At 39.4% G+C, this 22,575-nt stretch carries 23 protein-coding genes; 14 read left to right on the top strand and 9 right to left on the bottom strand.

What is annotated here, in order from left to right; genetic code table 11:
• Positions 1 to 186: 186 nt before the first annotated feature.
• Complete coding sequence (gshA, locus tag HLH14_RS03430; RefSeq protein WP_171532691.1) at positions 187 to 1,764, top strand: glutamate--cysteine ligase; 1,578 nt, start codon at positions 187 to 189, stop codon at positions 1,762 to 1,764.
• A gap of 17 nt (positions 1,765 to 1,781) precedes the next feature.
• On the top strand, positions 1,782 to 2,306 hold the full coding sequence (locus HLH14_RS03425) for a disulfide bond formation protein B (protein ID WP_171532690.1): 525 nt from the start codon (positions 1,782 to 1,784) through the stop codon (positions 2,304 to 2,306).
• Between the two features lie 48 nt (positions 2,307 to 2,354).
• Here the strand turns inward: HLH14_RS03425 and HLH14_RS03420 are convergent, their stop codons facing one another.
• Positions 2,355 to 3,686: a PGAP1-like alpha/beta domain-containing protein gene (locus HLH14_RS03420; RefSeq protein ID WP_086193783.1), complete on the bottom strand. Its 1,332-nt coding sequence runs from the start codon at positions 3,684 to 3,686 to the stop codon at positions 2,355 to 2,357.
• A gap of 248 nt (positions 3,687 to 3,934) precedes the next feature.
• Between HLH14_RS03420 and HLH14_RS03415 the strand changes: the two genes are divergently transcribed.
• Both HLH14_RS03415 and parE read left to right on the top strand, forming a co-directional pair.
• Positions 3,935 to 4,516: a YqiA/YcfP family alpha/beta fold hydrolase gene (locus tag HLH14_RS03415; RefSeq protein WP_131272215.1), complete on the top strand. Its 582-nt coding sequence runs from the start codon at positions 3,935 to 3,937 to the stop codon at positions 4,514 to 4,516.
• A 14-nt stretch (positions 4,517 to 4,530) separates the two neighbouring features.
• A complete protein-coding gene (parE, locus tag HLH14_RS03410) occupies positions 4,531 to 6,411 on the top strand; it encodes a DNA topoisomerase IV subunit B (RefSeq protein ID WP_131272214.1) in 1,881 nt (626 codons plus the stop codon).
• Between the two features lie 51 nt (positions 6,412 to 6,462).
• On the opposite strand, the gene HLH14_RS03405 is transcribed toward parE, so the two are convergent.
• The 3 genes from HLH14_RS03405 to HLH14_RS03395 form a co-directional block, all read right to left on the bottom strand.
• Entirely contained in the window at positions 6,463 to 7,167 is a 705-nt protein-coding gene (locus HLH14_RS03405; RefSeq protein WP_171532689.1) for a phospholipase D family protein, read from the bottom strand.
• 121 nt (positions 7,168 to 7,288) lie between these two features.
• Complete coding sequence (locus HLH14_RS03400) at positions 7,289 to 7,792, bottom strand: GNAT family N-acetyltransferase (RefSeq protein WP_171532688.1); 504 nt, start codon at positions 7,790 to 7,792, stop codon at positions 7,289 to 7,291.
• A 108-nt stretch (positions 7,793 to 7,900) separates the two neighbouring features.
• On the bottom strand, positions 7,901 to 8,632 hold the full coding sequence (locus HLH14_RS03395; protein WP_171532687.1) for an outer membrane protein OmpK: 732 nt from the start codon (positions 8,630 to 8,632) through the stop codon (positions 7,901 to 7,903).
• 490 nt (positions 8,633 to 9,122) lie between these two features.
• Here HLH14_RS03395 and HLH14_RS03390 point away from each other — a divergent pair, with 490 nt between their 5' ends.
• The 5 genes from HLH14_RS03390 to HLH14_RS03370 all read left to right on the top strand — a co-directional run bounded on the left by HLH14_RS03390 (position 9,123) and on the right by HLH14_RS03370 (position 13,539).
• Complete coding sequence (locus HLH14_RS03390) at positions 9,123 to 9,500, top strand: HPF/RaiA family ribosome-associated protein (protein ID WP_171532686.1); 378 nt, start codon at positions 9,123 to 9,125, stop codon at positions 9,498 to 9,500.
• A 169-nt stretch (positions 9,501 to 9,669) separates the two neighbouring features.
• Positions 9,670 to 10,212 (top strand): ankyrin repeat domain-containing protein, encoded by a 543-nt coding sequence (locus HLH14_RS03385; protein ID WP_171532685.1) that lies wholly within the window; start codon positions 9,670 to 9,672, stop codon positions 10,210 to 10,212.
• 14 nt (positions 10,213 to 10,226) lie between these two features.
• Positions 10,227 to 10,994, top strand: coding sequence for a transporter (locus HLH14_RS03380; protein ID WP_171532684.1), 768 nt, complete (start codon positions 10,227 to 10,229; stop codon positions 10,992 to 10,994).
• A gap of 18 nt (positions 10,995 to 11,012) precedes the next feature.
• Complete coding sequence (dsbD, locus tag HLH14_RS03375; protein ID WP_171532683.1) at positions 11,013 to 12,854, top strand: protein-disulfide reductase DsbD; 1,842 nt, start codon at positions 11,013 to 11,015, stop codon at positions 12,852 to 12,854.
• A 4-nt stretch (positions 12,855 to 12,858) separates the two neighbouring features.
• A complete protein-coding gene (locus HLH14_RS03370) occupies positions 12,859 to 13,539 on the top strand; it encodes a glutathione S-transferase family protein (protein ID WP_171532682.1) in 681 nt (226 codons plus the stop codon).
• On the opposite strand, the gene HLH14_RS03365 is transcribed toward HLH14_RS03370, so the two are convergent.
• A complete protein-coding gene (locus HLH14_RS03365; protein WP_171532681.1) occupies positions 13,536 to 14,735 on the bottom strand; it encodes a GGDEF domain-containing protein in 1,200 nt (399 codons plus the stop codon). The two genes, HLH14_RS03370 and HLH14_RS03365, sit on opposite strands and share 4 nt — an antisense overlap.
• Positions 14,736 to 14,995: 260 nt before the next feature.
• Here HLH14_RS03365 and HLH14_RS03360 point away from each other — a divergent pair, with 260 nt between their 5' ends.
• Complete coding sequence (locus HLH14_RS03360; RefSeq protein ID WP_171532680.1) at positions 14,996 to 15,562, top strand: FMN-dependent NADH-azoreductase; 567 nt, start codon at positions 14,996 to 14,998, stop codon at positions 15,560 to 15,562.
• 79 nt (positions 15,563 to 15,641) lie between these two features.
• Here HLH14_RS03360 and HLH14_RS03355 read toward each other — a convergent pair whose 3' ends face one another.
• The gene (locus tag HLH14_RS03355) at positions 15,642 to 16,553 is read right to left on the bottom strand and encodes an alpha/beta hydrolase (protein ID WP_171532679.1); all 912 of its coding nucleotides are present in this window, start codon (positions 16,551 to 16,553) and stop codon (positions 15,642 to 15,644) included.
• 154 nt (positions 16,554 to 16,707) lie between these two features.
• Here HLH14_RS03355 and HLH14_RS03350 point away from each other — a divergent pair, with 154 nt between their 5' ends.
• Positions 16,708 to 17,145 (top strand): DUF2147 domain-containing protein, encoded by a 438-nt coding sequence (locus HLH14_RS03350; RefSeq protein WP_067725428.1) that lies wholly within the window; start codon positions 16,708 to 16,710, stop codon positions 17,143 to 17,145.
• A 100-nt stretch (positions 17,146 to 17,245) separates the two neighbouring features.
• Here HLH14_RS03350 and HLH14_RS03345 read toward each other — a convergent pair whose 3' ends face one another.
• A complete protein-coding gene (locus HLH14_RS03345; protein WP_131272204.1) occupies positions 17,246 to 17,593 on the bottom strand; it encodes a Spx/MgsR family RNA polymerase-binding regulatory protein in 348 nt (115 codons plus the stop codon).
• Positions 17,594 to 18,050: 457 nt separating this feature from the next.
• On the bottom strand, positions 18,051 to 18,869 hold the full coding sequence (locus HLH14_RS03340) for an exodeoxyribonuclease III (RefSeq protein ID WP_131272203.1): 819 nt from the start codon (positions 18,867 to 18,869) through the stop codon (positions 18,051 to 18,053).
• 40 nt (positions 18,870 to 18,909) lie between these two features.
• Here HLH14_RS03340 and pyrE point away from each other — a divergent pair, with 40 nt between their 5' ends.
• Together pyrE and HLH14_RS03330 are read left to right on the top strand one after the other, a co-directional pair.
• Positions 18,910 to 19,560 carry an orotate phosphoribosyltransferase gene (pyrE, locus tag HLH14_RS03335; protein WP_171532678.1) on the top strand — a complete coding sequence of 217 codons (651 nt, stop codon included), beginning with the start codon at positions 18,910 to 18,912 and terminating at the stop codon, positions 19,558 to 19,560.
• A 955-nt stretch (positions 19,561 to 20,515) separates the two neighbouring features.
• Positions 20,516 to 20,980, top strand: a complete 465-nt coding sequence (locus tag HLH14_RS03330) for a MarR family winged helix-turn-helix transcriptional regulator (RefSeq protein ID WP_067725435.1) — start codon at positions 20,516 to 20,518, stop codon at positions 20,978 to 20,980.
• A gap of 332 nt (positions 20,981 to 21,312) precedes the next feature.
• Here HLH14_RS03330 and HLH14_RS03325 read toward each other — a convergent pair whose 3' ends face one another.
• A complete protein-coding gene (locus HLH14_RS03325) occupies positions 21,313 to 21,507 on the bottom strand; it encodes a DUF3565 domain-containing protein (RefSeq protein WP_131271377.1) in 195 nt (64 codons plus the stop codon).
• 117 nt (positions 21,508 to 21,624) lie between these two features.
• On the opposite strand from HLH14_RS03325, the gene gshB reads away from it, so the two are divergent.
• Complete coding sequence (gene gshB, locus HLH14_RS03320; protein WP_131271376.1) at positions 21,625 to 22,566, top strand: glutathione synthase; 942 nt, start codon at positions 21,625 to 21,627, stop codon at positions 22,564 to 22,566.
• The last annotated feature ends 9 nt before the right edge of the window (positions 22,567 to 22,575 follow it).

The following is a 22,575-nucleotide window of genomic DNA, read 5'->3' as shown; positions in this document are numbered from 1 at the left end:
TATTCCATACAATCACAAAATGTAGGTGTCATATAGAGTAACTTTGTGATAAAAATTTGCCAGAAATAAAATCGACATTTTGCTTGAAAACTATACAGGGTGTAATGTGACAGTCCCAAATCACGTTATACTGATATAAACTGATGATTTTATTTTATTAGTTATCTTCCGATAAGCGAGATTGTAATGAGTCAACCCGAATCGACCGCTCAAGTTGTATTACCAGCTTGGGTGGATTCTTCGCTGTTTAAAGGCATGTTGCGCGGTATTGAGCGCGAAAGCCTGCGTATGCAAAGCAATGGTTTTTTGTCGCAAGCATCGCATCCAAAAGCACTCGGGTCGGCTTTAACACATCCGCACATCACCACGGACTATTCTGAAGCCTTGATGGAGTTTATTACTCCTCCGCAAGACAGCATTGAAAAAGCATTAGATTATTTAGAAGATATTCATGCCATTGCCCATCGTCATTTGGAAAATGGTGAAAAACTGTGGCCATTGTCGATGCCCTGCATGCTCGATGATGACGAAAACAGTATTCGTTTAGCCCAATATGGCACCTCCAATGTGGGACGTTTTAAGACTTTATATCGTCGTGGTTTAGGCGTGCGTTATGGTCGTCGCATGCAGACCATTTCAGGGGTACATTATAATTTATCTTTCCCTGACCAGGTCTTTGAAGCGCTGCAACAGCATGAAAGCGATGAAGCCTTAAAAAGTTTAAATTTACAGGATTATCGCAGTCATCGTTACTTTGGTTTAATTCGTAACTTTATTCGTTTAACTCCATTGGTGATGTTTTTGGTGGGTGCCAGTCCTTCTGTGTGTCAATGTTTTATGATCGGGCGTGAGCATCATTTATTGCCATTATTAAAAGGAACTTTATTCCTTCCCTATGCGACAGCACTACGCATGGGTAACTTTGGTTATCAGAATTCTGCACAGAAACAATTGGGCATTCACTACAATAGTCTATCTGGCTATTTAGAAGGCTTGAAAAAAGCAGTAAAAACCCCTTATGCACCGTTTAGCCGTTTAGGTTTAACCGATGAACAGGGCGAGCCGATTCAAATCAATGACCATGTACTGCAAATTGAAAATGAATACTACAGCTTGGTTCGTCCGAAACAGGTGCCTCAAGCCGGAGAGACGCCATCTCAAGCCCTTGAAAACCGTGGGGTAAGTTATGTCGAATTGCGTGCGGTTGATGTCAATCCATATAGCCCGATCGGGATTGATGAAAACACCGCGGCATTTTTAGAAGTTTTGGCACTGCACTGTTTATTACAAGAGAGTCCAGATTTACTGGATAAAGAACAAGAACAGATTGAGCGCAATCAGGCGGAAGTGGTCAATCGTGGTCGTGCGCCAAATGCATTGATTATTGATGCAACGGGTGAACATGCCATTGAAGACTGGTCACGTGCTCAGGTCACAGAAATGCAACCTTTGGCTGATTTACTGGATGCGACCTATAGTACAGACATGTATTCAGCCGCATTGACTGTCATGCTGAAACGTATTGATGAAGTGGATGAAACCCTGTCTGCCCAAGTGATTGCCGATACTTTAGAAAATGGCGGCACATGGAGCTTTGGTAGTTTCATGGCACAACAACATGCAACGACCTATGAGCAGCATAAATTAAGCCCGGATACATTGTCTTATTTTGATGATTTAGCGGGGCAGTCATTGCAACAGCAACAGCAACTCGAGCAAGATAGCAGTCTCAGTTTTGAGCAATATCTTGCCGATTATCGATAAAATTAAGAGGATTCACCATGCAATGGAGTTATCGCTTCGTGAGTGGTTTTTTGTTTTTAGCCAGCGTCATTGGAATGGCGTTTGCGCTGTATCTGGAGCATGTACAAGGGCTTGAACCTTGTCCTCTGTGTGTGTTTCAACGCATTGGCCTGATTGGGTTGGGGATTGTTTCTCTGGTCGCTTTTTTGCATAACCCGAGTTCAAATGCGGTTAAACGTATTTATGCCTTGTTGGGTTCAATCAGTATTCTTTGGTCAGCAGGCGTGGCAGCACGTCATGTTTGGCTGCAAAATTTGCCACCCGATCAAGTGCCAAGTTGTGGTCCAGGCTTAGATTACTGGGTAGAAACGTTGCCATTAAAGTCGGTGTTTGAACAAGTGCTGACAGGTTCGGGCGAATGTGCCAAGGTGGATTGGACTTTCTTGGGGCAATCCCTTCCAGTGTGGTCATTGGCTTTCTTTGCGGTGTTGGCTGTGATTAGTTTGTGGCAATTGTTGCGTAAATATCCCTTTGTAACGCATAAAGCTGCGAAAAAGAAATAAAGATTTTCATAAAAAAGCCAACTTTAAGTTGGCTTTTTTATTACCCATTTAAGTTAGGGCAATACCAGACAAATCTTCCAATTTCAGCCTGTATTCATGCACCTGTTCTTTCACTTGCTCATTTTGTGGTGGATAAAGCCATTTCACAATTTGTTCAGCCACACTGGGGTGATAGTGAAGTTCAAAATGATTTAAGCCATAGAAAATCGCTTTATGGGATTCAGGCACTTTCAATTGAAAGCGTGGATTTGGATGTTCGCCTAAAGCACTTTTAATACTGACCAGATAATCACCCAGTACATTTAAAGGGCGATTTTTTCTATTTTCATAGGCAATTGAGCCAGCAACAAAAAAGGTGTTGATATGGGAAGGCAAGGGAGCAGGTTTGCGATTGTCATCCATACCGCCAATTCGTGCATGATTATGTTCCCAATCATCATCACGTACGCTGCCATAACGTAAATCCAGAATGCCGTTACTGCGAATATTGACGATATGGCGAATGATTTTCACAAAGGGGAAATGCCCCAGTTTATCCTGCAGGATAAAACCAAAACGTTCCAAAACGGCACCATGATGCGGTGAACCTAAACAGATCAAATTTTCTGTCAGATGTACCCATGGGTACATGTTTTGTTTGGCATAAAATAAGGCGCTGCGTAATACCAAGCCCCCCATACTATGTCCAATTAAATCAATGCTGGTAATCAGCGGGTTGCGACGAACCAAATCTTCTAAGGTATGGGAAAGACTACGGCCATTGGCAGAGATACGACGCCCGGTGTTGTAGTTGAGGTAGAGCATGGTGTTATTGTCACGCTGTGCCAAAAGCTTCTCACCAATGCCGCCATATCGATGTTTGGACCATTTTAAATGGGACATGCATAAACCATGTACAAAGATCACTACCCGACCTGATAGATCACCTTTTTGCAGTTCACCATAATGGTCGTATAGCACCATCGGTAAGGCAAGCGGGTTTTGATATTTTAATAAATAATCCCCCAGTAAACCGTTTAGAACACCAACTAAAAAGTGCAGTAATGGTGTGAGAGGCCTATCATGGAGTTTTGGATATTTTTCAACAATTTGACGTAGACTGGGTGCCAGTACATAGAGACCGGAATTGAGCAAAGTATCGTAGGAGAACTGGTACATTTTTTCAATATACGGAATTCGCTGTAATTTTTTCGAGCGCTGTTCGCTCATGCCAAACAAGCTGATCATGATTTCGCGTTGAATGACCTGAATAAGGTCTTGTACCACATCCCCTAAACGGGTCGTGACCAATTGAGCCAGACCTTCTAATACATCGGCTTGGCTAGGTGGGGTACGATCCCATTTACAATAGGTTTCATGCAATGGTGTTAAACTTGGCATTTTATCCTATCCTTTTGCTGACCATGTCCCGCAGGCACTTTATTTTTTGTTGAGATCACGGTATAAATTCTTAGCTTTTAATCTTATAGGGTTCATCTCGAACAGCTTTTACAATAACGATGATTGACTTTTAGTTGTAATTTTTTTGTCTGACAATTCCTGTAAAATGCAAATTAAAACGAAGCGGTAATAGGGTTGTCGTTTTAGAATAAATCAGATTCATTTAAATTAATATGAAATAAAAAGCGATGAACATTATTTATTTACATGGATTTCAAAGTAGTGCCTTATCTATAAAAGGGCAACAGATTAAAGCATTTTGTCAGCAGACCGATTTTCAGGTTTATCTGCCTGATTTAAATATGCCACCCCAACAGGTTTTGGCTTATGTTTCGGATATGATTGCAAGTTTAGATCAAGTGGTCCTCATTGGCAGCAGTCTGGGGGGCTTTTATGCGACACAACTGGTCGCAAAACATGGCGTGCCGGCTGTTTTAATTAACCCTGCCATGCGACCATGGCAATTGTTTCATGATTTATTTGGCAGCGAGCACATTCCCTATGTGGTGAATGCCGAATGGACTCTGGATCATGCACAACTTGATCAACTGCAGCAGATGGCGCTGCCATTTGTACACGATGCAGACAAAATTTTAGTGTTATTACAACAAGGTGACGAAGTTTTGGATTATCGTGAAGCACAGCGTTATTATAGCAATGCTTCACATCAGTCCATGATCATCACTGAAGCGAATGGCAAGCATGCGATGGACAATTTCGCAGACAAAATACCGATGGCATTACAGTTTTTATCGGATTGTATAAAATAAGGAAACAGTACAACGTGTCTCAATATACGGCTCAATCACTTGAAGTTTTATCTGGTTTAGATCCGGTCCGTCGTCGTCCGGGGATGTATACCGATACCACTCGTCCAAACCATTTGGCACAGGAAGTCATTGATAACGCTGTGGATGAGGCACTTGCAGGACATGCCAACAAAATCACCGTGACGGTCTATAAAGATGGTTCTTTGTCGGTAGAAGACAACGGTCGCGGTATGCCAGTCGATATTCACCCTGAATATGGTCAAAGCGGGATTGAAATTATCCTGACCAAATTGCATGCAGGCGGTAAATTCAGTACTGATAACTACCAGTTTTCAGGTGGTTTGCATGGGGTAGGTATTTCTGTTGTTAATGCGCTGTCTAACAGGGTTGAAGTTGAAGTTCAGCGCCAAGGCAATGTCTATAAAATGGCATTTGAGCATGGTGAACCAGTTTCACAACTTGAGGTGTTTGAAGGTAAAGCACCCAAGCGTGCCTCAGGCACTACGGTTCATTTCTGGCCAGATGTAAAATATTTCGATTCACCCAAATTTGCCTTAAAAGCATTAAAGCATAATTTAAAAGCCAAAGCAGTTTTAGCGGCAGGCTTACAAATTGTGTATGTTGACCAAATTAATAACGAAAAAATTGAATGGCAATTTGAAAATGGTCTGGTCGACTATTTGATGGATGAGTTGCAAGACCGCGACATTATTCCATGTCCGGCTTTTGTGGCAACAGGTGAAGCAGAGCGCGCCAGTGCTGAATTTGCAATTTGCTGGAATGCTGAAGGTGGCGAACAGGTTCAGGAAAGTTATGTCAACCTGATTCCCACTGCGCAAGGCGGTACGCATGTGAACGGTCTGCGTTCAGGTGTCACGGATGCGATGCGCGAGTTCTGTGAACTGCGTAATTTATTGCCGCGTAATTTAAAGCTTTCTGCTGAAGATGTCTGGGATGGCGTGAATTACATTCTGTCTTTAAAATTTCAGGAACCGCAATTTTCAGGACAAACCAAGGAGCGGCTTTCAAGTCGTGAAGCCTCTGCTATTGTGCTGAATATTGCCAAAGATGCATTCGCGCTGTGGTTGAATCAAAATTCTGATACCGCCATGCAGATTGCTGAAATCATGATTGCCAAAGCCGGTCGTCGTTTAAAAGCAGCTAAAAAAGTTGAACGTAAAAAGATTGTTGCCGGGCCAACTTTGCCGGGGAAATTATCCGATTGCGTTGGGCATAGTTTGGATGAATCTGAACTGTTTATTGTGGAAGGGGATTCTGCGGGTGGCTCTGCCAAACAGGCACGCGATAAGAATTTTCAGGCAATCATGCCGATTCGCGGGAAAATTTTAAATACCTGGGAAGTGGCATCCGATGAGGTTTTGGCTTCTCAGGAAGTACATAATATTGCGATTGCGATTGGTGTGGATCCAGGCAGCGACGATCTTTCAGAATTACGTTATGGCAAAGTGTGTATCCTTGCCGATGCCGATTCAGATGGTTTGCATATTGCGACATTATTGTGCGCATTGTTTGTAAAACATTTCCCGACCTTGGTAGAAGCAGGGCATTTGTATGTGGCGATGCCGCCATTATTCCGAATTGACGATGGTAAAGACGTCCATTACGCACTTGATGAAGATGAATTAGAATCAATTTTGAAAAAAACCAAGACTAAAACACCGCAAATTACCCGATTCAAAGGATTGGGTGAAATGAATGCCAGTCAACTTCGTGAAACGACTTTAGATCCGGATACTCGCCGTCTGGTGCAGCTCGATTTGGATGACATGCAATTTACCGCAGGTTTGCTCGATAAGTTGCTTGCCAAGAAACGCGCCGGTGATCGTAAAGATTGGCTCGAACAAAAAGGTAATCTGGCTGATTTAGTGGTGTAATTTTTTACTCATGATTTGCTTGTGAAAAGCCCGCTGAATGCGGGCTTTTTATTAGATGTCTAAACTTTCTGACCACAGAAAATAACCACCGTATTGGCTGGTCCTAAATTCTCCCCCCATGGCTTTGCCTTGTTCTGTGAGAAGATATTTACCATTTTCATTGAGTGTTAAAAATCCTTTTTCGACAAACTTATCCAATAAATCAGCAGTTTTTAACTTATGTTTTGCTGCTAATTTTGATGAAGTTAATTTACTTAAATTATCAGCGTCCTCATCATTTTTTTCTTCAACTTGAACTTGCTCTGTTTTCACTTCATCTAATGAGATTCGAAGTTCATCGCTGATGCGAATAATGCGCTGAGATTCTTCATAAGCATCTTTGAATACTTCATCATCTTCATATTTACGAATCAAAATGCCCATTTCATTGTTATTTACTTGGCTAAATTCATAGAGATTTAAACTCGAAATAATGCATTCCGATTCATTCATATAGCATTTTGCATGTAGGTTTTTGCAAAAGCTCAGGCGTACATAATCGAGTTTTTGCATCCATTTGATTTCATCCGGATGTAAATCACTTTTTCCATAAACAATCCGAATATCAATTTTTAAACGGTTTTTGTCTTCTAATAATTCTTTAATACGATCATTTAAACGCAGATAAGGGCTGATTAAAATGAGCCGCTCTTTTGCATTTTTGATGAGTTCTTCCAAAAAGAAATTGGTCGCACTGGTATTTAAAAATTTTGCCATTAAATGTCCCAAACATGGTTTATTCAAATTATTTTTTATTATTAAAGCACATACACATCATTTGTTTAGCAGTAAAAAACAAATTTAAAGCATTCTTTCATAAGATTGAATAACCTAATACTTAATCTAGTATCAGCTGCATCAACACTAAATCACGCCATTGTCCAAATTTTTGTCCTACTTCTGGCATATAACCAGTTTGCTTAAAGCCTAATTTTTCATGCAATACAATGGATGCTTTATTTGCATGATCAATTGCAGCGACCATGACGTGAATATGATGCTGTTTTGCATGCTCAATCAATTTAAGCATTAAAGCTTTGCCTAAACCTTGTCTTGTAAAGTCTGGATGAATAAACACAGAATGTTCAATGGTGTGTTTAAAGCCATGAATTTGGCGAAATAAAGAATAGTCAGCGTAGCCTGCAATGCGTTTAGACTCTAAATCTTCAGCAACGAATAAAGGAAATTGTTGAGTGATGAGATTTTTAAACCAGTGATGAAAATCATCTAAAGACTTTTCTCTGTCATTCCAAGTCGCGGTTCCATTTAGAATTTCAGCATTATAAATATTCAGTATTTGTTCTAGATCTTGTATTTGAGCGGGACGTATTTGAAAGTCCATTGCATATGCCGAATGAATAAATAGAGCTTTTATTTTAGAAATAATTCTATTTTAGGGCAATAAAAAAGCAAGACCGAAGCCTTGCTTTTTTAAGATGATCAAAACGTATTAGAAGTGGTATTTAACCAATGCGCTTACGTTGTTTTCATTCGCATTTGGAATACCGAATTTGTTGTTCCAAACTGAATGTTCAATACCGAGGTATAAACGTGTGTCTGGAGAAATGTGTTTACCCGCATTCCATTTCCACTGAGTGGTCCAGTTTAATTCACTTTTGTGATCTTTTTCTGCTGTAGACCAATCAAGGAAACCATCAACAAGGAAGTCTTCAGAGCCTAATTTAAATGGAACGCCATAGGTAAGCGTCATTTGATAGTCATCTTTTTGAAGTTCATTATTGGCACGATAGAAATTTACACTCGCATATTGGAAATATGGAATATCTAAATCGAAGCCAACGCCGTATAAGAAGTTATCAAAGTTATTGTAACTTTCTTTAGCACTATTAGCTTCCCAAGTGGTTGAAACTAAAACGTCTTTTACTGGACCAAACGCAAGTTTTTGACCAGTTACTTCACCCAGGCTTAAACGAGGTGATAATTCAAAATAAGTTGATTTGTTATCATCACCACCGCGTAGGCGGTCAGCAAAGAAGAATACATCTGCATATTTAACTTTGGCTGCATATTCAACAGTCATAGTGGTTTGCTGATCATCTACAACTTTATAGTTTTCACCATAAAGACCAGTCACGCTGAAATCTTGCCATACTGGTGCAGCTTGAGTGAGTGCAGCAGTTGAAGCCAATGCACATGTTGCAAAAATTTGTGTAAGTTTCATTAAAAAGATCTCCCCCGAGAAGCAAGCAAAGCATACAGATTCTTAAGTAAAAATAAAGCCAAAATTGATCAATGACTCAAAAATAATGTAATTCGCCCAGATATTTTTGAGGTTAAATTTACACTACAGCTTTTTGATACTTAAAAAATATAGGCTGATAAAAAAGCTAAAATGATTTTAGCCGTTACTTTTGATCAACAAAAAATAATATTAGATTTATCAAATAACTTGGCAAATAAAGTCGAATCACATAACTGCTATATGTATATTAAAAAAATATCAAAATACTACTTGCATATGCTTCGCTTAGACCCTTATATTCGAAGCATAAGGACACGATTCTGCAGACTCACAAGTGTTCATCGTTCAATGTGGAGGAATTCGTTCCAAACCAATTTGAAGATGTTTCGCGCTGTTTTTACAGCAAGTTTAAACGTGCCAAGATAAAAAGTTTTGCACAAAAGATGTGAATAAAAGAGGATGAAATTATATGAACATTGAAATCCGTACAGATAAAAACATTCAAAATAGTGAACGTTTAATTACTTATGTTCGTGCAGAACTGAATGCAGCATTCCAACGTCATAGCGAACGTATTACTCATTTTTCAGTTCATTTTAGCGACGAAAATGCAGCCAAAGGTGGCGCAGATGATATTCACTGCATGATTGAAGCGCGTCCAGCAGGGTTGAAACCTGTGGTGGTGAATCATCATGGTCATAATATCGATACTGCCATACATGGAGCCATTGACCGCTTAAAACGCAGTCTGGAACATTTATTTGAGAAACTAGATGACCCTCGTGCTGCAGTGCCGGCATTTGCTGAAAGCAACGATACCGAGGGTGTACAGGATTTAGAAGATTAGGCAGAAACCTGCTTGATTAGATAGGAAAAAAAGCTCTTCGGAGCTTTTTTTATGTGCAGATATTATAAAAGAAAAATGAATAATAAATATGTTCGTTATACATTTAGCCAAAACAAATCCACTTTTATTGGGCATAATAGTTTAAAACCGATTAAAGAGAGCTTTCTCCATGTTAACAGCGCAACAACAAGTCTTTGTACAAGCAATAGAAGAACTCGATCTTGCTCAAGTGCAACGCCTTTTGGCAGAAGGTCTCGACCCTAATTTTATTGATCCGGAAAAAGGTCCTGTCATTTCTGTCTGGTCAGACGGTTTGTTTAAATGGTGGGAACAGATTTGTGAAGCTTATGAAGCAGGTTCACCCTTATCTGAACAAGAAAAACAACAAAATTTGGCGGTACATATTGAAATTTTAGAAGCGCTTATTCAGGCCAAAGCCAATATACATTTATGGGATGCCGAAGAACTGTATGGTCCATTATGGGATGCTGCCAGCGCTGCCTGTGTGCCTGCAGTGAAACGCTTACTCGATGAAAAAGTCGATCCAAATAGCAAGGATGAAGAAGGACTAACTATTTTATCTTCAATTAGCGATTTATTCTTTGATTGTGATTTTGATGAAATTAACTGGTCAGAAGCTTTGGCGGAAGAAAAACAAACCTTGGAATTGCTCCGTAGTCACGGTGCTAAAATGAGCAAAGAATTAACATAATTAGCGAGAAAAAAATGTCAGCAGTAAAAATAGTAGGTTTCATTGTTGCGGCAGGTTTCAGTATGAACACTATGGCTGCTGAATTTTCCTTTGACCGTCCAGGGACAGGTTTTGGTACCGGCATTACCCCAGTCGGTCAACTGGCATGGGAACAAGGTTTACCGAGTGTTAGTTATAATGAAAGAACGGTAGAGGGTGAAAAACAAAAAACTGTGACTTTAAATGCCGACATGTTATTGCGTACCGGTTTGGCCAAAGACTTAGAGCTACAATTAGGATGGCAAGGTCCGGCCTGGAGCAAAATAAAACGTGCTGGTCAGTCGGTTGAAGAAGATGGTTTAGGCGATGTCAGCATTGGGCTCAAAAAAGCCATTGATCTGGATGATGAAAAGCTTTCTATGGCCATTTTGGCAGAAGCAATTCTTGCCACAGGCAATGATGGCTTTAGCAATCACGATGATATTTACAGCCTGAGCTCTGCCGTAGCTTATGCAGCGTCTGATCTGATTACCACTTCAATCACCATGCGTTACGAAGCCCAAAACAGTAATTGGGCTGTGACTGCAGTTCCAACCATTGAATATAAAATTGCGGATAAATGGTCAGGTTTTTCTGAACTGGTTTATCGCAAGGTTGAAAGTGAAGATTATGAATATTCACTGGGTTCAGGTGTTATCTATGCACTGAATGACCGCGTGCAAATGGATGCCAGTGTGGGTGTTGACTTGAATGGCAAAGATAAAAGCTACCAGTCAGGTTTAGGTGTTTCATTCCTCTTTTAATTAAAAAAATAAACGCATATGAAAAAGTGTCTTCAAAATAGTGGGTTCTTGTTTCATTCCGCTGTGAGCGGATTTATTTGTAGCGTCATTTTATTGTTTTCAATGACTTTACAAGCGCAAGATCAATTGCTCTCTGCAGAAGATGCTTTTTCTTTTTCAGTTGAATCCAATCGTGAGCATGAAGCACAGCTGAATTGGAATATTCCCCAAGGTTATTATTTATATCAGCACAAATTTGAAGTCCAGCAAGGGTCTCAGAAACTTGCTTTAAAACTGCCTAAAGCCACCGATTTGTATGATGAAAACTATGGGCATACCCAAGTTTATTTTCACAATGTCCAATTTAATATTCCAACCGAAGCATCAAAAACCTATCGGGTGATGTGGCAGGGCTGTGCCCAAGATCGTATTTGTTATCCGCCACAAACAGTCGAGTTTCAGACTGATGTCGATGGCTTGGTGCTGCTGCAAAATCAGGCCAGATCAAGCAAACGTTTGCTTGATCTTTCTCAGTCATCGAATAGTACTACAAGCGGTAAGATACCTTTTTCAGCTGAACAAAAGATTTCAGAACCCGTTGAATCTTCAGTTGCGTTAGATACTGCTCAAGATCAGATGTGGTCGGAAAAACTGGCTGAAAATTCTTTATTTTATAGCTTATTGCTATTTTTTGGTTTAGGGATTTTACTGGCATTCACGCCTTGTTCCTTGCCGATGTTACCGATTTTGACCTCATTAATCGTACGTGACAGTAAAGGCATAAAAGCCTGGATGATCGCTTTAGTCTTTGTCTGTAGCATGGCCATGGTTTATGCCATTTTAGGTTTAATTGCTTCATCAGCAGGACTGAATTTCCAGCGCTGGTTACAACAGCCTTCCACACTGATTGCTTTTAGCGTGCTCTTTGTCTTGTTCGCCCTGAATTTATTTGGCCTGTTTGAAATTAAATTACCGCAAGGCTGGGTCAATCGTCTGGATCAGGCCCAATCGATACAAAAAGGCGGCAGCTTAATTGGTGCAGGCATCATGGGCATGATTTCGGCCCTGTTGGTTGGACCGTGTATGACTGCACCTTTAGCAGGGGCGTTGTTATTTATTTCCCAGACCCAAAGTCAGTGGCAAGGGGCATTATTACTGTTCACACTGGGTTTTGGCATGGGCACTCCCTTGCTTCTGGCCAGTGTGTTAGGTTCCAAGGTTCTGCCTAAAGCGGGGCTATGGATGCACCAGATTAAGGTGTTCTTTGCCTTTATAATGTTGGCTCTGGCACTGTATTTTATTCGTCCGTTAATTTCTGAAGCTTGGCTACAATGGTTAAGTTTGGGCTTAGGCATCATTTTTATTGTTTATTTAATCCCTCGAATTATGCGACAAACAGCCCCATTTAAGTGGCTGTATATTTTGGCATTGCTCGTGGTGGTTCCGTATCTGGCCTATACTCAATATCAACACAGTCAACGCTTCTTTGTGGAACAAAGCAGTACTCAAGCAACATGGCATGTGGCTAAAACAGCCGATGAATTTCAACAGTTGTTAACCAGTGCACCATCTGAGCAAGGTATTATTATTGATGTCTATGCCGATTGGTGCGTGGCATGTCAGCCGATTGAACATCGTGTCCTAAAATCAGCACAAGTACAGCAAGACTTGGCACCGTATTTTCTGATTAAGCTTGATTTAAGTGACTATGATGCAACGCATCAGGCATTGCTGAATCAATGGGATATTTTAGGTCCACCCACGTATTTATTCTTAAATTCAAAACAACAAGAAATTCGTGGTTTACGTTTAACCGGTGCATTTAGCGAAGCCGAATTATTGAAACAGCTCAACCTGTTTCAAAAGCATACAGGACAATAATTTTATGTATCGGCTATATATTGCCAATAAAAATTATTCCAGCTGGTCAATGCGCCCGTGGTTGGTGCTAAAGGCTTTTAACCTGCCGTTTGAAGAAATCACGATTCCCTTTCCATCAGAGCGTGGAACAGGCACATTTAAACAGGATGTTTTGGCGATTAATCCCAATGCTAAAGTCCCGGTGTTGGTGGATGATGGGTTAATGCTCTGGGATTCCTTGGCCATTTGTGAATATTTGGCGGAACAACATCCAGATCAGGCTTTATGGCCCAAAGATGTTAAGCAACGTGCACGTGCGCGCTGTATCTCTGCAGAAATGCACAGCGGATTTTCGAGTTTGCGCAATGCCTGCGGCATGAATATTCGCGCCAATTTAGCCGATGTAGGTAAACGTTTGTGGCGGGAAAATGAAGAACTTCACCAAGATGTGGCACGTATAGAGCAGATCTGGTCGGAACGTCCAAATATGAACGGTTTTTTATGTGGTGAATTTTCGATTGCCGATGCATTTTATGCACCTGTGGTGACGCGCTTAACGACTTATGCTCTGCCTGTAAGTGAGTCTACACGGCAGTATATGCAAACCATGCTGCAACATCCTGCAGTGCAAGCCTGGATCGATGCAGCATTGCAAGAAGATGCCTGGGTGAATTATTTAGAGTCGTATCAACAGAAACCGCTTTAACACAGCTTGGCTGCACTCAACAATTCTTCTTGATAGCATTTGACCTGATTACGGCCACACGCTTTTGCTTCATAAAGTGCTTTATCTGCTTGGCTTAACAATTGTTGCGGTCTAAGTTGGGTATTCGATAATGAAATCCCAAAACTGGCGGTGACCTGAATGGTTTTACCCAAATCACTGATTAAATTTAGCTGTTGAATAGCTTGGCGACAACGCTCAGCAATAATTTTTGCTTGTTCTAAAGAAGATTGATTCAGAATAAGAATAAATTCCTCTCCACCAAAGCGGCCCACCACATCGCTATCACGAATGATTTGGGAAAGCACTTCACTGACTTTAATCAGGGTTTCATCCCCTTTATCGTGTCCGTATTGGTCATTAATCCGTTTAAAATGATCCAGGTCAATTAACACCAATGCATAAGAGTTGTCTGGCTTGCGCTCTAATTTTTCCAGGCAATCGCTAATACTACGACGGTTAAGCGCATTGGTGAGTGGGTCAATCTGACTTAAATGCTGGATTAATTTTTCTCGATGGCGCCATTGGCTGAGTAAAATTTCAAATAAAATTAAACAGGTAATCAAAATGGGTGCAATGAAATACATCATCGTGAGAACCCAAAACATATTTTGATAGGGAAGACTATGTAGATAAAAAATCGGTGCGTAGCTGATTTGACCTTGTAAGCTTAAATAGCCACATAAGACCAAATATAGAGTAGCTGGAATCAATGCATAGTAAACAATTTTACGCTTAAATAGCACCAGGCCCACAGTCACCAAACTGATGTAAGAGATCATGGTGGCGGGACTGAGAACCCCAACGATATAGCCATCCCGGCATAATGAAATAACAAAAATGGCCACACATACATGAGGCAACCACTGCTGTACTGCAGGTTTTTTTCGCCAGACGGAACAGGGGTAAATCAGCCCAATAAAAACCATCAAGGTGAGGATGTTGAGTCCAAGCTGGAGCTTAAGTAAAGGCAAATTCACCCAGTGCCATACATTAGGTGAAACAAGGACAAAAACTTTCCAGACAATCCAAATCACATGCACCAAACTTCCTAAAATAAGCATCAGGATGCATTTATTGAGGACACTCCAGTTCATTACGACTTCATCTTCTATCAGATATTTCGCAATTTTCTCTTTGAGTGAGGAGCTGAGATTGGGTGAAAAGGTTTGCTTCATTCGATAGATATGACCTTTAGATCTTCAAATTATGTATTAATGATGAGTTGATCTGATTTATTTTTAATAATTCACAACATAGCACGTTTTTTTATGAATGGTAATGCCTGTATTTTGTACTTTTAGGTATAAAAATGGATTTTATCCGAATGTTTATTGTTCTAAATATAAAACAGTGTGTTGTGCATAAGGATATTATTCTATTTTTGTTAATCGATTAAACTGCGTTCATTGAATAAATAAACATTAAGGTTTTGAGCATGAAAGTTTTACATATCGATTCAAGTATTTTAGGCGAGGCTTCAGTTTCACGCCAATTAAGCAAAGCAATTGTTGATCAATTACAGACTAAACACGCAGATTTAGCTGTGGATTATCTAGATTTAGCTGCACAGCCTATTCCGCATTTAACAGGTGCTATTTTAATGGGGCAAGATGCAGAACAAACTGCGCTGGGTGAGAAAATTATTCAGCAATATCTGGATGCAGATATCGTGGTGGTCGGTGCTGCAATGTACAACTTCGGTTTGACTTCAACTTTAAAAGCGTGGATTGACCGTATTAGCGTAGCCGGTAAAACATTTAAATATACTGAAAACGGTCCTGTCGGTTTGGCAGGTGAGAAAAAAGTTTATATCGCAAGTAGCCGTGGTGGGGTTTATGGTGAAAATAGCCCAGTCGATTTCCAGGAAGGCTTTTTGAAAACTGTATTTAACTTCACTGGTGTGAATGATGTCGAAATTATTCGTGCTGAAGGCGTGAATATGGGACCAGAGTTGAAGGACAAAGCAATTTCTAGCGCTTTGGCTCAAGTGCAAGCGCTGTAATTTTTGAAAATATAGTACATTCCTTTTGGGTCAGCTTCGGCTGACCTTTTTTATGCCCATCACTTTTTAACACCAAGATCTAATCCCGATCGAGTTGATGTGCAAATTCGGCCAGATCGGCCAAGGCCTGTTTACCTTCATCAAACCAATGATGAAACATCTGAAAGTTATGCCACATACCCGTGTAAAGTTTATAGGTCAGATCTACACCTGCTTGTTCCGCTTTTTCTTTAAAGCGCTGCGCATCATCCAATAAAATTTCTTTAGAGCCGACTTGAACCAAGATCGGGGGTAATCCGGTTAAGTCTGCAAACAAGGGTGAAATGGCAGGGTCTGCGCTATCTATAGATTTAGGTAGGTAATAGTCAATGCCTGCTTCTAAAGTTTCAATCGAGAGTAATGCATCGTGTTTACGGTTATAGCGTAAGGATTCACTGGTCAGGGTCAAATCTAGAAAGGGTGATAGTAGTATCAGACCACTAACTTGTGGAAGGCCTTCATCACGGATTTTAAGTGCCAAAGCCAAAGCCAAATTAGCCCCACAAGAGTCGCCCGATAAAATAATATCTTTGGCTTGAATCCCTTGACCTAACAAGGTGGTATAGATATCAAAAATCGCATCGCTGGCTTCAGGATAAACAGATTCTGGAGCTAGTGGATAGTCGGCATGAAGCACCTGCATTTGTGTACGTGCAGCGACATGGGTTAAAAAGGCACGATGGGTTTTGAGTGAGCCCAAAAAGAATGCACCGCCATGAATGTGCAAAATGAGTTGCGATGATTCACTTTGAGGTTTGATTTCTTCAGCGCGAAAACCTGCCAAGCGTAGTGGTCTGATTTCAACTTCCTTGTTGCTTGGAAAGGCACGACACATTTGCTCCAATGCAAAACGTATCGAGTTGGGAGGTAAGTTAAATTGGCTGGGTTTACGTATGGTGGTTTTTAAGATGCTTTCTGTAATTAATTGTTTCCATAACGGACTTATCTTCATATTTTTTCCATCTTGTTCTATCTTTTAGGGGATGACTGGATATTTACCAATTCAAGTTACAAGATTACACTAAATGGTCACACTGAAAAATTGCAATAATGTTGTGACTTTTTAATACTAAGCCGTCTATACCAGACTAGGGAAACGAAAAAAAATGAAAAAAATTGCACTTGCACTAGGATTGCTCGGATTAACAGCTTTGGCTAATGCTGCTGATCCACTAAATGGTTCTGTTTGGAAAACGATTGATGACAAAACAAAACAACCGAAAGCGATAGTAAAATTTACTGAGCAAAAAAATGGCACATTATCTGCGAGTATTCAAAAGGTTTTAACACCAGGTGAAGAAAACGCATGTACAAAATGTGAAGGCCCTTATAATAATAAATCTTTAAAAGGTCTAAAGATTGTTCATGGTCTTAAAAATAGTGGTGGTACAAGCTACGAAGACGGTACTATTCTAGATCCTTCTTCAGGTAAAACCTACAGATTAAAAGGTCAAGTGGTTGAAGGTGGTAAAAAATTAGAGTTACGCGGTTTTATTGGTGTAGCGGCTTTAGGTCGTAACCAAACTTGGATTCGTGCAAACTAATTTCAAGCCAAAATGAAAACGAAGAAAAAAGCCTAGTTGATATTCAGCTAGGCTTTTTTCATGTGAGCTTTAATTTAATATAAGCTTTAATGCTTCAGTTTTACTTTAAAGCTCGGTAAGCAGCTTCATCATAACCTACGATATAGCCTTGCTCAGTTGCGAGTACCGGACGTTTAATCAAGCTGTTATGCGTTGTTAAGGCAGTGATTAAGTTTGTTTCATTTTCAAGCGCAGTTTGTTGTTCTTCTTCGCTCAGTTTGCGCCAAGTGGTGCCTTTTTTATTCAGGATGAGATCTGGTCCGACTTCATCTAGCCATTTCTTTACAGTTTCAGCATCAATGCCTTGTTTCTTGTAATCATGAAATTCATACGCCAGACCCAGTTCATTGAGTAAGTCGAACGCTTTCTTCATTGAACTACAATTTTTGATGCCATAAATTTTAAGCATAAGAGGATCATTCCATTTTCGATTGCTGGATAGCCTAGCGAAAATTATCAAGAAGCTCTAGAGGGGAATTAAAAGTATTAAAACTAAAAAACAAACGAGATGTCATGAAATTGACATTTAGATTTGCCAATATAGCGCTATAGATAAGAATAACTTTATGATTAAAAATATGGATTTAATAGATCTATAAAAAGAGAAAACCCGCATTTAATCATCCTGATCATGCGGGTCTCATTTCAACGTCCATTGTCACATCCTTGCAAAATAAGCGACCGAAGTCGTTTATTTTGTTTCATCCTACGGCGTCCTGTCCTTTTGTGTCATCCTGACATATCCCTTTGCCGTGAAGCCATAATGCACTTAAAATGCGTGTATAAAAATACACAAACGCGTCAAGTGTTGTAGGTTTTTGGATGGTGTTGAGTGAACACATGTTCACTCAAATGAGTGCTATTGATTAGATTTTATAATCAATCACCACTGGGGCATGGTCGCTGAACCAGGTTTCTTTATAGACCCAGGCATTGATGGTGCGGTCTTTCCAGTCTGGCGAACACGCTTGGTAATCAATGCGCCAACCGACGTTTTTGGCACGGGCTTGTCCGCGGTTTGACCACCATGAATAAAGTTCCGCTTCCTTACGTACTTCACGAAAAGTATCGACATAACCCAGATCATCATAAATATGATCGAGCCAAGCACGTTCATGCGGTAAACAGCCTGAAGATTTTTGATTGCCCGACCAGTTTTTAATATCAATGCGTTTATGCACGATGTTGTAGTCACCGCAGACGATGACCGATTTATTTTCATCACGCCATTGTTTTAAAATGTCTTGATATTGATCTAAAAAATGGTCTTTACGCGCTTGGGCTTCTTCGCCTGATGAGCCTGAAGGTAAATAAAGTGAACAGATATGAACAGGTTTTTCCAAGCCCAAGTCAAATTCAGCAGAAATAAAGCGCCCTTGAGAATCGGCTAATTCAAAACCTAAACCATCAGTCACTGAGACAAAGGGCAAGCGGCTATAAATGGCAGTACCTGCATAGCCTGCACGTTCTGCAGGGAACAGATGGGTGTACCAACCGTCAGGTCTAAATTTTTCAGTCCACTGCGCATGCGTGATCCGGCTCTCCTGCATGCAGATGACATCGGCATCTGACTGTTCCATCCATTCAAGTAAACCTTTGGTCACTGATGAACGTAAGCCATTTACGTTAATTGAAACGACTCTTAGAATTTTTTGATCACTTGGATAGCTACTCTTTGGTATCATGCGCAAGTCTTACCTCTATTTATGAATTTTGGAGCACCTCATGACCTCGCCAGCTCAATTTAACCCTCAAGCTTTTATCGAACTTGCATTATCACGTGGTGTGCTGAAATTTGGTGAGTTTACTTTAAAATCGGGTCGTGTGAGTCCTTATTTTTTCAATGCGGGTTTGCTCAATGATGGTGAAGCTTTAACATTATTGGCTTCAGGCTATGCCGATAAATTAACAACTTGCGATAATGTTGAAGTGATTTTTGGACCTGCGTATAAAGGTATTCCATTTGTAGCCGCGACTGCTGTGGCATTGTCACAAAATCATGGTGTGAGCGTGCCTTGGGGCTTTAACCGTAAAGAAGCTAAAGACCACGGTGAAGGTGGCGTGCTGGTTGGTGCTTCTGTTGAAGGTAAAAAAGTCTGGATCATTGATGATGTGATCACTGCAGGTACAGCTATTCGTGAAGTGGTAACTGTTCTTAAAAATGCCGGTGCGAAAATTGCCGGTGTATTGGTTGCGTTAGACCGTCAAGAAAAAGGTCAAGGTGACTTGTCTGCAATTCAAGAAGTGCAAAAAGAACTCGAAATTCCAGTACATGCGTTAATTACCATGAAAGATTTAATGGACTTTTTAGATGCTAAAGGCGACAAAGAAGCTTTAGCGAAAATGGAAGCGTACCGTGTGAAATATGGTATTTAATGGTTAGATGGTTGAGAAGGGAAGCCAAGTGCTTCCTTTTTTTATGATTTTAAGAAAGTGATAAATTACTGAAAAGTAGAAAAGTAGAAAAGTAGAAAAGTAAAAATGATTAGATTTGGTCAATTATTCGCAATATTCATAATGTACTATCTCTAGGGTTTAGAACTATGAACGTTCAATCTCTTTTATTGATGTTTCAATCCACAACATTTAAACAAGTCTTTTAATAAGTTTAAGGGGTTGAGAGGAAAATTGAGTGGAGAGATCTATTTCACAATAGTGATTAAGTGAATAAGCATATTAAACTCCCGATAGGGAGACCCAATTGCTTTAGAGTAAAAAATTATTTTTTAGAAATATTAAATAAAAAAAATTAAAAACTGATAATCATTAAAATTAATTATATAAAATGCATCTAGTTATTATGTAAAAATATGTGATTTTTATAGTATTATTTAAAGATATAAGCTTAACTATTATATTTTGTTAAATAAAAAAATATTAAACTAAACAATGACTTGATAGAATTTTTGAGTCTAAAAAACCTCCATTACTTTAATTTAAACTTATTCCAATAAGCTGAAACTGACGGGAATAGATGATTTTTATAAAAAAAATTAATGTTAAATGTGTAATATTTTTATATATCTAAGCTAATAAATTGGTATTTTTTGTGATAGATCATTTAACCATTAAAGTGATTTAATTTGCTTACAAAATAGCAATAAATAAATACAAAAGAGGACTTTATGTGGCATTTGGCTCTCGAGTCCTTTTTATAAAGCCGGCTAGGAGAAAGCGAAGGACAAATTAGAGAGTCAATTTGAAAACAGAGTGTATAGCGAAATAAGTAATACCAAAAATTCAATAAATATAGCGGTTACTAGAGTGTATAGATTTAAAAATAATTTTTTAAACAATTTTAATGGCAACAATAACTTAGAGAGGTAAGGTCATGACAAAAAAGTACAATAAGTTTTTATCTGCTGCCGCAGATTTTAGTTTAGAAAATTCTCCATATTACTGGATCACTCAAGTGCATTCTCAATATATACAGAATGTTGATCATGCATTAAAAAAATATGGTTTAGATTATTCTCGCCGTCGTATTTTACTGGCTTTAAAATCTAAAAATAAAGCGAGCGTATCTGATCTATCAGAAATGGTGATTTCTAAAATGTCGACGACGACTAAAATCATTTACCGTTTAAAAGATGAAGGCTTAGTGGATACCTATTGTTGTGAATATGATGGTCGAATTACCCGAGTTTTATTAACTGATAAAGGACAGCAGATGATCGAAAAGATTAATGACCTTAGTCACATCGTTTTGGAGCAGTCTTTTGAGGGTTTAACCCCCTTGCAAATTGAAAAAATGTTAGAAAATCTTAAGCATATTTTCAAAAACCTAGCCCATTAAGCTAAATTTAATCAAAAAGAAGTTTAGGATAGTTTGCTGATTTATTTTTGTTTTAGAGAAATATGCATAATCTAATTCCATCTCAGGAAAAGAGGATATATTTTATATAACTCTTCTTGGTCGTTATTGGGGGGAATTTAGCATGAGAACTTTTTTCTTACCAAGATTTAAAAATAATCAAGAAAGAATATAAAAAGATCAGCACTATAAAATTAAAAATGCTGATCCTTTATGTGATCTAATCAAATTTATGGAACAGTAATGAGAGATTAGGTAAGCAATATCAAATTAGTCATAAATAGCTTATTGAACACCAATTGTTTATACAAAACCTACTCAATTTGTTCATCACACTTCTTACATTCCAATATCACGCCTAACTTCTCTTTCCGTCCTTGCTCCGTGATCACCCAAGGGAGGTTTTGCCATGGTGGATTATGCCGAACATGTTGCGCATGACCACAGGCAAGGTCAGCGACCCAATGACATTCTTCGTCCAAATGAAAACCAATAATTGCTTGTTGCATCAACTGCTCCTGAAACCACTTTGTACAATCATATAAAAGCTTTACCAAAATTGAGAAAAAAGAAAGATTAAACTCCGCTATACTTTTCTCAATTTAAAAATACATGAGCAGATCGATATGCGCGTACTTGTTGTGATGGATCCCATCGAAAATGTAAACCTGAAAAAAGATTCCTCTATGGCAATGCTGTGGGCAGCCAGCCGTCGTGGACATGAGTTGGGTTATGCGTTACAGCAAGATTTATATATCGAACAAGGTAAGGCATTCGGTTTAATTTCATCGTTGAAAGTGTTTGAAGACTATAACCATTACTTTGAATTGGGTGAAAAGAAAAAAGAATCGATTGCAGATTATGACGTGGTGTTGATGCGTAAAGACCCACCGTTCGACATGAATTTTGTCTATACCACTTATATTCTGGAACAGGCAGAGCGTGAAGGCGCGTGGATTATCAACAAACCGCAAAGCCTGCGTGATTGTAATGAAAAACTCTTTGCAACACAGTTCCCTGAACTTCAGGTGCCGACTTTAGTGACCTCAAATGAAGGTCTGATTCGTGAATTTCTGAAAGAACACGTTGATGTGATTGTAAAACCACTTGATGGTATGGGCGGTACAGGCATTTTCCGCTTATATCAAGATGGCATAAATATTGGATCTACCATTGAAATGCTGACCAATAATGGTACCCAACCGATTATGGCACAGCGTTATATCCCGGAAATTGTTGAAGGAGATAAACGTATTTTAATGATTAATGGCGAACCTGTACCTTACTGTTTGGCGCGTATTCCTCAAAATGGCGAAGTGCGTGGCAACTTGGCAGCCGGTGGTTTGGGTCAAGCACGCCCATTAAGTGAAAATGATAAAGCGATTGCTGCAAAAGTCGGTCCTTTCTTACGTGAAAAAGGTTTAGTTTTTGTTGGTCTGGATGTGATTGGTAATTACGTGACAGAAATCAACGTCACTAGCCCAACCTGTATTCGTGAAATTGATGATCAATTTGGGACATCTATTGCGGATGATTTATTTGATGTTTTAGAAGCAGGTCAAAAATAGGTCAGGTTT

This window comes from Acinetobacter terrae (genome assembly GCF_013004375.1).
GTDB lineage: Bacteria > Pseudomonadota > Gammaproteobacteria > Pseudomonadales > Moraxellaceae > Acinetobacter > Acinetobacter terrae.
This window is presented reverse-complemented; position numbering and strand designations above follow the sequence as displayed.